General features: G+C 49.3%; 11 protein-coding genes. 10 read left to right on the top strand and 1 reads right to left on the bottom strand.

All coding sequences use genetic code 11. The features are described from left to right. The first annotated feature begins 7 nt into the window (after nt 1-7). The 7 genes from C4B57_08165 (at nt 8) to C4B57_08135 (ending at nt 6942) form a co-directional block, all read left to right on the top strand. Nucleotides 8-619: a hypothetical protein gene (locus C4B57_08165; protein ID PXF54255.1), complete on the top strand. Its 612-nt coding sequence runs from the start codon at nt 8-10 to the stop codon at nt 617-619. Next, complete coding sequence (locus C4B57_08160; protein ID PXF54254.1) at nt 620-841, top strand: hypothetical protein; 222 nt, start codon at nt 620-622, stop codon at nt 839-841. Nucleotides 842-983: 142 nt separating this feature from the next. Continuing rightward, nucleotides 984-1823: an MBL fold metallo-hydrolase gene (locus C4B57_08155; GenBank protein ID PXF54253.1), complete on the top strand. Its 840-nt coding sequence runs from the start codon at nt 984-986 to the stop codon at nt 1821-1823. A gap of 77 nt (nt 1824-1900) precedes the next feature. After that, nucleotides 1901-2545, top strand: coding sequence for a molybdopterin-guanine dinucleotide biosynthesis protein B (gene mobB, locus C4B57_08150; GenBank protein PXF54252.1), 645 nt, complete (start codon nt 1901-1903; stop codon nt 2543-2545). 50 nt (nt 2546-2595) lie between these two features. Continuing rightward, nucleotides 2596-3231, top strand: a complete 636-nt coding sequence (locus C4B57_08145; protein ID PXF54251.1) for a dTMP kinase — start codon at nt 2596-2598, stop codon at nt 3229-3231. Between the two features lie 3 nt (nt 3232-3234). Next, nucleotides 3235-5700: a DNA internalization-related competence protein ComEC/Rec2 gene (locus tag C4B57_08140; GenBank protein ID PXF54250.1), complete on the top strand. Its 2466-nt coding sequence runs from the start codon at nt 3235-3237 to the stop codon at nt 5698-5700. A gap of 51 nt (nt 5701-5751) precedes the next feature. Beyond that, on the top strand, nt 5752-6942 hold the full coding sequence (locus tag C4B57_08135) for a cation diffusion facilitator family transporter (protein ID PXF54249.1): 1191 nt from the start codon (nt 5752-5754) through the stop codon (nt 6940-6942). A gap of 581 nt (nt 6943-7523) precedes the next feature. Here the strand turns inward: C4B57_08135 and C4B57_08130 are convergent. Then, nucleotides 7524-7760, bottom strand: coding sequence for a hypothetical protein (locus tag C4B57_08130; protein ID PXF54257.1), 237 nt, complete (start codon nt 7758-7760; stop codon nt 7524-7526). A gap of 205 nt (nt 7761-7965) precedes the next feature. Between C4B57_08130 and C4B57_08125 the strand changes: the two genes are divergently transcribed. From C4B57_08125 to C4B57_08115, 3 genes are all read left to right on the top strand, one after another. Next, nucleotides 7966-8220, top strand: coding sequence for a type II toxin-antitoxin system prevent-host-death family antitoxin (locus C4B57_08125; protein PXF54248.1), 255 nt, complete (start codon nt 7966-7968; stop codon nt 8218-8220). After that, nucleotides 8211-8615 (top strand): hypothetical protein, encoded by a 405-nt coding sequence (locus C4B57_08120; protein PXF54247.1) that lies wholly within the window; start codon nt 8211-8213, stop codon nt 8613-8615. The genes C4B57_08125 and C4B57_08120 overlap by 10 nt, the downstream gene beginning before the upstream one ends. A 750-nt stretch (nt 8616-9365) precedes the next feature. After that, nucleotides 9366-9947, top strand: coding sequence for a hypothetical protein (locus tag C4B57_08115; protein ID PXF54246.1), 582 nt, complete (start codon nt 9366-9368; stop codon nt 9945-9947). The last annotated feature ends 69 nt before the right edge of the window (nt 9948-10016 follow it).

Raw genomic sequence — 10016 nt, 5'->3', positions numbered from 1 at the left:
TTATGAAATGCGTGACAAGGTGCGTAGACAACTGCCGAAATGGAGAAATCAGAAGCAGTTAGAAACACGCTATATCGAGGCCTGCGCTCGACTTCATCTTCCCACCGATCTCTACAACGTGGAATTTTACAAGAAAGACGGACGGCTCCGGATGAGTTTCCGCAAGAACTACTACCGGATCGGTAGGCATATCAACAGGTTCGGGAAGAATATCATCATTACCGATAACATGGACTGGACCACCGACGAAATAGTAAAGGCAAGTCTTGATCGGTACGTTGTGGAAAACGCTTTTCGTCAAAGTAAAGATGACGATCTGGTCGGGCTCATGCCGCTTCGGCATCGGACAGACAGCAAAATCAGATGTCACATCCTGAGCTGCATTGTTGCTCTTGCATATCTCCGCATAATAGAAATCCGGCTCAGACGGGCTGGATTATCACTGACTGCCCAGACGGCGATGGATCATATGCATAAGCTCCATTCCTGTCTTGTGTGGCAGCCAAAGAAACGTAAGCCCTACCGGATGATCGAAGAGCCTACAGAGATCCAAGCACAAATTCTGAAGGCCTTCGGCTATAAAATCAAAAAAGGGGTCTTACAAGAAGTCGGGAAGTAATTGGTTGTTATTGCGAACTTTTATGGGGATCAAATAGGGTTAACGGTTAAACTCCTGTTGAAACCGGTCACAGGGGAGCTTCTTTATGGAGACAAGGGGCGGGAGCATTTGGAAGAAGAAGCACCCTGTGACCGGTTCCCAGTGGACCACGGACGGGTTCATAAATATTTACGTATAGTATTAGGGGGGCAAGGTTTGGTAAATTACCCTAAACCCTCTTGAAGGTTTATTATGGTATCCTCTCCTGGTATATTAAAAACAATTTTTCCATGATTCTGCTCAAAAGGCCTGAAATGCAATATACTGAAATCAACTCGCGGAATCATCCATTAATTGGCTATAGATACAGGAAGGAGGTACTCACATGGTTTCACAGTTGAAACTGACTGTAATATGCGAAAATAGCGTCTCCGGCCCTTTCGGGTTGATCGGGGAACACGGCTGGTCCTGCTATGTGGAGACTGAAGGGTACAGTTTCTTGTTTGATACCGGCCAGGGCCTTGGCGTAATCTCTAACAGCCTGACTCTGAAAAAAGACCTGAGGTCTATTGATGCCATAGTTTTGAGTCATGGGCACTATGATCACACCTCCGGGCTTCCGGCAGTACTGGGGATCTCAGGGCCTAAGCCGGTCTACGCCCATCCTGACATCTTTCTTGCTCGATACTATAAGAAAGGAAACGTATTGAGGGAGATAGGGCTTCGATACAAAAAAGAATACCTTGAGGCTATCGGAGCACGGTTTGTCGATGCGGAAGAGTTCAGGGAGATATATCCTGGTGTGTATTTGACCGGCATGGTTCCAAGGGTAACTGACTTTGAACCCCCTGACCCAAATATGCAACTGAGAGACTCCGAGGCCGGCTGGGTCCAGGATCCTTTGAGAGATGACCTCTCTGTGGCAATAGACACGGAGAAAGGCCTCTTCGTAATTCTCGGCTGTGCCCATGCAGGGATTATCAATATACTCAAGCACATACAGAAAAATCTCCCCGGCAGGTCATTCCACACCGTGATGGGCGGCACCCATCTGGGCCTTGCAGATCCCGCCCAGTTCGGCGTTACGTTATCCGCCCTTGAGGAGTTCGGCATTAAAAGGCTTGGAGCTGCCCACTGTACCGGGCTTGAGAACGGAGCAAAACTCTATAATGCACTTGGCGAGAGGTTCTTCTTTGCCTCAGTGGGGGCAGGCATTAGTATTTGACAAGCGGACAAAGATATGGAACCGCGAAAAACATAGAGTCTTGGCTGTATGGAGAAAGACATATAAAAGACATATAAATGATACCAATCCTGACATTCATCGGCTGGCACAACTCCGGCAAAACTACTGTAATCAGAGAAGTAGTACGAATATTACGTAACAGGGGATACAAAATATCGGTTATTAAGTCAACTAAGCATGAAGGGCTGGATCTTGATTCCCCCGGTTCGGACTCTGATTTGTACAGAAAAGACGGCATAGAATCCGTGGCCTTGGTATGTCCTGATGAGCTGATACTCTTTCAGGATAATACCGGAGAGAACCTGAAATACCTGGCCTTCCGGTTTTTTCCTGATGCTGACCTGGTGATTGGCGAAGGTTTCAAGCATGCATCCGGGATACCGAAGATCGAGATCACAAGGGCCGACCTATCTAAAGAACCTCTTCGTGAGTCGGTTTCCGACGTAAAGGCCGTGGTATCGGATTATGAAATATCATTTGACAGGGTTTTCAAAATCAGCCAGATTGCGAAACTCGCAGACTTCATAGAAAACAGCTTTTTGAACGATAAGAAGGATGATGTGTCCCTGTTCGTAAACGGCCGTGAGATCTATTTAAATAATTTTGTCCGCAAATCACTGAAAAGTATAATTTTCGGTTTTATTAGCTGCCTGAAATTTACCGGGGGCGCACAAAAACTGGATATCCGCATACGGGTCTGATAAAAAATCTGTAATGAGCACGGACACAAAAAAACCGGTGGGAAGACCTTGTGAGGTCCCGTAGACACGGAGCATACGGGTGCCTTGTTGTGGTGGAGGGTATCGACGGCGCAGGGAAGACCACACTGGCCCGCAATATTTACTTCTGTCTTGAAAACAAAGGCTTCCCCGCCATCTTTACCTTCGAGCCGACAGACGGTCCATGGGGCAAGAAGTTGCGCCAAAGCTTTTCCTCGCCCGGGCGCCTGGCACCGGAAGAAGAGCTGGAGCTTTTCCTCAAAGACAGAAAAGAGCACGTGGAAAGGATTATCCGTCCGTCTCTCGGCCAGGGGAAAATCGTGGTCTGCGACCGCTACTATTTTTCTACAATGGCATATCAGGGAGCCAGAGGTCTTGATCCGGAAGCAATCAGAAAAATAAACGAGACATTTGCTCCGACTCCTGACCTTGTATTCCTGCTGGAACTTGAGCCGGAGGCAGCAATTAAACGGATAAGGGAAAGCCGCGGCGAGGTACCTGACAATTTCGAACAGCTTGCATATCTGAAAAAAGTGGCAGGCATCTTCAAAGGCCTCTCTGATCCCTTTATAGCACGTATTGATGCCGCTCTCACCCCGGAGAAATTACTGGATTCGGCATGGGAGCGGATGCTGCTTTTGGTTTGTCGTGAAGGATGCCGCGCGTAGCAAGTGTTCCCCGGTCCTTTAGCCCTGCTACTTCTCCCGTTCGGTCTTGGAATCGCTGCTGCCCACACCGGATATCCGGAGTTGACCGGCCGGTTTTTATGCATCATCGGGATATTAGGATCCGGGCCGCTCCTGTTTGGTGTATGCTCAGCCGGCGCATTCAGCAGGGTCTCAAGAGTCCGGGGCCTTTCACCCTGGATCGGAGCGGCCATGGTGCTTTTTGCCATGGGCTTCTGGCATCTGGATTTATCCTGCAGGTCCCTGGAAGACAGGTCTCATGATCTCATCGGCCTTGCAGGCAGGCCGGGAAGACACGTAATGACCGGCCAGGTGATACGTGCCCCGCTCCCTGCAAATGATGGAGTAAGACTCCTGGTAGCTGTTTCCGGAAGTCACACCCCTTCGGGCGATCTTTCTGCCTCGGGCCTCATTAGCCTCACGGTAGCTGGAATACGTATCCAGGACGTCTCTCCCGGGGACTGGATACGTTTTGCCGCAGGCCTTCGCACTGTAAGAAATTTCAAGACGCCGGGGGCCTTTGACCAGGAAACCTGGTGGGCCATCAGGGGTGTGAAGGTAAAGGGCTTTGTAAATCATCCCCTCAGGTTTTCCCTTGTAGGACACAGCCGGAGCTCAAGTGACATGTCTCTGCTCCGGTACCGGCTGGAATCAGGACGAAGGACAATCATGCTGGGCATAGACCGCTGTCTTGACGGACCTGCCAGGGGTATTGCCATGGCCATGTTACTTGGCGAGAGGGCATGGTTATCCAAAGATCTCAAGGAAGCGTTCGCCAGGGCCGGGGTTGGCCACCTGCTGGCTGTATCGGGCATACACATGGCCCTGGCCGCCCTGTTGATCGGCGGCCTTGCAAGGACCTTACTTCTGAGGTCGGAATGGATTACGCTCAGGCTCCCTGTAAAGAAGATCGCCGCATCCCTGGCACTGTCGGGGGTGGTGATTTATGCGGGTCTGGCCGGTTTTTCACCTTCCGCCCTCAGGGCAATGTTGATGCTCCTTGCATTCGGTGCGGCCTTCCTGATTGACAGGCCGCAGACGCCCCTTAATTCCTTCGCCCTGGCGGCATGGGCCCTGCTCATCTTTAATCCCCTGTACCTTTTCAGCATATCTTTCCAGCTTTCATTTACGGCGGTCCTTTTTCTGGTCATGTTTTCTCCATACCTGAGATCAGTGCCGGATGATAAAAAACGAGATAATCAAAAGCATTTTTGGACCTATTTAAGGGGAGTTATCCTGATAACCCTGATTGCAACACTTGCCACGGCACCTCTTTTGGCATGGCACTTTCAACGGGTATGCCTCGTTGGACTTTTGACCAATCTCCTGGTAGTGCCGGTTACAAGCCTCGTGATTCTTCCCGGTCTGTTTCTTGGAGCAATCCTGCTGCCCTTCTCTCCTGAAATGGCCTCGGGCCTGTGGCAAGGTGCGGGCTGGCTTCTGGATTATCTGGTTGATTTCATACATTTTGTTTCAGGGTGGAGCTGGTCTGCCGTGTGGGTCTCAAGGCCAAGTATCTTGCAGGTATCTCTGTTCTATCTTTTTCTGGGATCTCTTGCCCTGATGAGGCGCTGGAAGAAGACATCAAGGATATTGGCAATATCTTTCTTTGCCCTCCTTTTATCAGCTTCTGCATACAGGGAGTGGAGCATTTCCCATCAGGACGGCCTGAGACTTCACGTGCTGGATGTCGGCCAGGGGACATCACAGGTAGTGGAGCTTCCCGGGGGCAGGCTCATGGTAATGGACGGGGGAGGTCTGAGAAGCCCGTATTTTGATGTGGGAGAAAGGGTGGTTGCGCCGTTTATCAGACACCTTGGCTACAGGAAAATAGACGTTATCGTGCTGTCTCACCCCGAGCAGGACCACATGGGCGGCCTTGCCGCACTTGTGAGGCAGTTTCCAGTGGGAGAGCTCTGGACCAATGACGATGTTTCAAGGGATCTTTCCTGGAAGCGGCTCCTTGAGACCTGTGCCCGGCGCGGGGTCAGGCACAGGGTGTGGCGAGAAGGCGGAGTAAAGCATATGGGAAGCACAAGGGTACATGTTTGGCCTTCAACGGGTTGCGAGGGTGCCCGCGGCCATAATAGCAGATCCTTGGTGCTGAGACTATGCTATGGAAAGCGTTCGATACTCCTTACGGGTGATATAGACAGGACCAGGGAGCAATGCCTGTTGAAAGAGGGACTTGGACCCGTGGATGTATTAGTTGTGCCGCATCACGGAAGCAAGACATCCAGCAGCAGCGAATTCGTCCGGCGTGCTCGTCCGGGCATAGCGATTGTGCCCGTGGGATGGAGAAACAGTCTGGGACTTCCGAACCTTCAGGTCCTGGAAAGATACAAAGAGGCCGGGAGTAATCTCCTGAGGACTGATCTTGACGGGACGGTATGTGTTGAAACAAACGGTAATGAGATTTCAGTTGATACTTACCTGATCCATAATTTGTAATTCTGGTCATATGATTATATATACAGAGAGGATATCCGGGCGGGAAATAAATTGACAGAGACAAAGCCAAACAAGGATTCAGGGCTCAGGATCGCAAGACGAAGGGCGGCCTTATCTGTGGGGCTCAATCTCTTGCTCTCTGTGGCAAAAGGCCTGGCAGGAGTTTTTGCAAACAGCACGGCCCTGATCAGTGATGCCATACACTCTGCCACGGATGTACTCGCCTCCGGGGCGGCGTATGTCGGCCTCTGGGTGGCTGGGAAACGGCATCCCTCATTTCCTTACGGCCTTTACAAGGCGGAGACCGTGGCCACACTGGTGATCTCTATGGCTGTGCTGTTGGCGGCTTATGAGATTGGGCGAAACGCGATATTCGGTCCTGTCAGAATTCCGGATGTCTCTCTGGCCTTTCCGGTGGCTGCGGGTTCTCTGGCGGCATCGTGGCTGTTTGGTTTCTTCCAGCTCCGTGCCGGCAGAAGGCTGAACTCTCCGGCCCTGATTGCGGACGCCAGGGATTATCTGGCAGACAGCCTTTCTACAGGAGTGGTCCTCATAGGACTGATAGGCGCCCATTACGGATATGCTCTGGATAGATGGGCGGCAGCCGTTGTCTCCGTTTTTGTCTTCAGATCTGGCGGACAGCTTTTGATAATGGCGTTGAGGGACCTTTTGGATGCCTCGATAGACAGGGAGACTGAGCGGGCCATCATAAAGCTGGTGGAGTCCCATCCGCTGATTTCAGAAGTTGATCGTTGTCTCAGCAGAACCGCAGGCGGACGTTTTATTGTTGATCTTGACGTGGTTCTCAGGACCAAGTCGCATGAGATTGCCGACCGGGTGGCGGACCGCCTGGAAGAGGACATATTGAGCCAGTTTCCAAGGGTGGTCATGTCGAGAATCAGGCCCCATTTCGGCTACTCCCCTGTTTTACACTCTGTCATGCCGGTTACCGGTCCGGAAGGAAAGATGGCTGAAAATATCGCCAGGGCCCCATGGTTCCTGATTGAGGCAAGGGAGCGGGAAACAGGAAAGGTCCTGAAACGGGAATTTGTAGAAAATCCTTACCGGCGGGAAGAGCGAAAACGCGGGTATCTCGTCGGGAAATGGCTGCTCTCTCTTAAGCCGGATCAGATTACGGTTGCCAGCGAGCGCGAGGGTACGGCGATAGCCCTGCTGAGAGAGGCCGGGGTCGAGATAATCGTATCTCATGGGGACGAAGCGGCTGACACGAACACCTCATAAATAAAAAAATCGGCGTCCTTGCCAACCGCTCAATGCATTATTCACTTGTTCTCAAAGGAAGGAGACGAACTCTAACTTGCCCTTCTGTCACGCTTATGATGGCGCCCTTTTCCATCGATTCCCCGTGCTGGTCAATAATGCCTTGCAGATAGCGGCTGACCATTTCTGGGCGCATATTGCGCAGACGAAACACAACAATACCGGGTAGCCTGGCTCCACTCACTGCTATCAGCTCTCCAAAGTCGAGGTCATGAGTGAGGAGAATGCGGTCCTCCTCTCGAGCCCATAAGCGCTAAGTTATTTTGTAAATGTTCACAGGTTGCATTTATGCCGTACGGGGTTGTTTTGAAAGATGAACGTCCAACATCGAACATCGAACGTCCAACATCGAATGAAAAAACAAACACCCAATACCGAACATTCAACAGCTATTTCTGTTTCTTCATCTTTTCCCATTCAAAATTCGATGTTGGACGTTCGATGTTCGATGTTCATTTTTTTTCAGTCCCTCCCGGGCAAAAACAACTTAGTGCTCAGGAAAGCCACTGTCTTTGGAGAGATACCCATGTCAGCCGGAAATCTCATGCTGTTGCCGGCTTCAGGACATGGACCGTTTCCTCAGCCAGCCACGCTGCATATCGCAACGCCTGACGAACGTCTTCTGATTCCAAATAGGGATAGGCTTCAATGATTTCCTCTATGCTCATCCCATTGGCAACCAAGTTGACAACCAGAGACACGGTGACACGTATACCCCGAATGCAAGCGCGTCCACCCATCACATTTGGATCAAAAGTAATGCGGTCAAATCCTAGTATTGAAATAACTCTATTTCTTGCCACAATACCCCACCTGTAGAAACTCTTATTTATATTTACAATACCACATTCTTTTCCTGCGAACAGACGAGGTTCAGCGCATGCGGCCACCTAACATCAAATAGAGGATTAGAAGTGATAAGGTATGAATTGGCTTAACTTTTGACATTTTTCTTGACCTGACCATTTTAATTGACTATTTTTTATGAAAGAAGGAGGTGGTCACATGAAAACAATGGCCATAAGTGAATTCAAGGCACATGCGTTAAAGGTACTCAACGAAGTTGCAAAATCCCAAGAAACCATCGTTATAACGAAAAGAGGAAAACCCCTTGCTAAAGTCGTTCCGCATCGCAAATCCGAAATGAAGCCCGTACCAGGCAAACTTGCGGATGCCTTTGTTTTTGAAAAGGATATAATCACTCCGCTTGGTGAAGGATTGTGGGAAGCATGTCAATAAAATATCTACTCGACACTCATACCTGGGTTTGGTGGAATATGCGCCCCCAAAATCTGTCGCGTAAAGTCACAAAACTGATGGAAAATGAAGACAGATATGATGAACTTCTATTATCTGCAATTTCACCTTGGGAATTCAGTAAGCTTTTGGAAAAAGGAAAGATTGGTATTTCCTGCAACCCTGAGGACTGGATCAATACCGCTTTAGAAATGCCAAAACTCAGATTTGTTCATCTCACCCCCATCATAGCCTATCGCTCGACTGCACTTCCAAAGCCTTTCCATGACGATCCGGCAGATCAAATAATTGTGGCAACGGCGCGAGAAGAGAATGCCACTATTCTCACAAAGGATAAAAGAATTTTAGGTTATCAATATGTTCAAAGTCTTTGGTGAATCCGAATGGACTCGGCAGAACATCACAATTCACCTGGCCAGCTATAGCTTATGGCTTGTGCTGTCAGGTGATCGTGGGCGTTCGGTGAACGCCTTGATCAAATCGCTGAGAGACAAATCATAAGTCCTCCGGCATCCCTTTTTAATTCCCTGATCCTCTAATAATCCCCTAACCCGGACAAGCCGGAACCAAAAGGTTTGAAGATAAAAAAATTGATCACGAAAGCACGAAAATACGAAGACACGAAAGCCTGAATGTTGTTTTATTTCGTGCTTTCAATCTTTCGTGTTTTCGTGATTGTGTTTCAGAATTTTCTGCCAGAAAAAACGCGAAAATAATTACTAAGATACTAATCCGCCGTTATATCCGGCAGTGGATAAGGTCTTTTGTCTGTGTCCCTCTGTGTGTCTCGGGCGAGCATGCGGAGCGGGTGGTGAATTTTATCCCGGGAGTGACGAAATGTCCAGTCATGGACGTTTAGGTGTGGATAGACACTGGGTAAGCGATTATCCAAATTGGGTAATGACATACCCATCCTGATTCCTTCTGTTTTGATAAATATTCCATAATAACAGGAGGATGAGGTTTTGCCCCATTATGGCATAGCCGGTGCATATAATCCGGGTTAAGCGGTTCAACGTTCACGGTTCCCGGTTGAAGATCTCTAACGGCTGTTAGCAATAATTCAACAGGCTATAACCTTTGAACCCGGAACCCGGAACCGATCTATAATACGGAGAAAGACGACAATGCATGACCTATATCGCAATGCCCGCTGCCATGGCCAGGAAGGATTTACCTTGGTGGAACTGATGATCGCCATAGGCGTCATAGCCATCCTGGCTGCTATCGCAGTGCCTGGTGTTATCAGTTGGTTGCCCAATTACAGGGTAAAAGCGGCGGCAAGTGATATGATCTCGAACTTCCAGAAGGCAAAGATGGAGGCAGTAAAAAGAAATACAGATGTAATAATTGCCTTTACTGCGGCTAATGCGACTCAGACCGGGAGTTATCGGATATTTGTAGATAATAATCCCGGCAACGGGGCATTTGATGCGGGAGAGCGTGTTCTGGTGGATCATAAGCCCATGCCTAAAGACGTATCGCTTTATTTCGCGAATTTTTCAGGAGCAACTAACACTGGCTTTAACTCCCGGGCATTACCCTGGAATAACAGATGGGGAAGTGTGAGATTCAGGAACAGCAAGCTTACCAGATACTATAGGGCGTCGCTGTCCGCTGCAGGTCATGTCAGACTTCAAACTAGCAGTGACGGATTAAACCACTACCTGCTGAAAGCAGGTAGATTTCTTATACGACTGAAAGTCTAACATGGTTCAATCTTTAGTCATTAGCAATAGTGAAGGCCTCTTTAGGGCTCGCCTTTTCTTGGCTTGCAA

Source organism: Deltaproteobacteria bacterium (assembly GCA_003194485.1).
In the GTDB taxonomy this organism is placed as follows: Bacteria; Desulfobacterota; Dissulfuribacteria; order Dissulfuribacterales; family UBA3076; genus UBA3076.
This window is presented reverse-complemented; position numbering and strand designations above follow the sequence as displayed.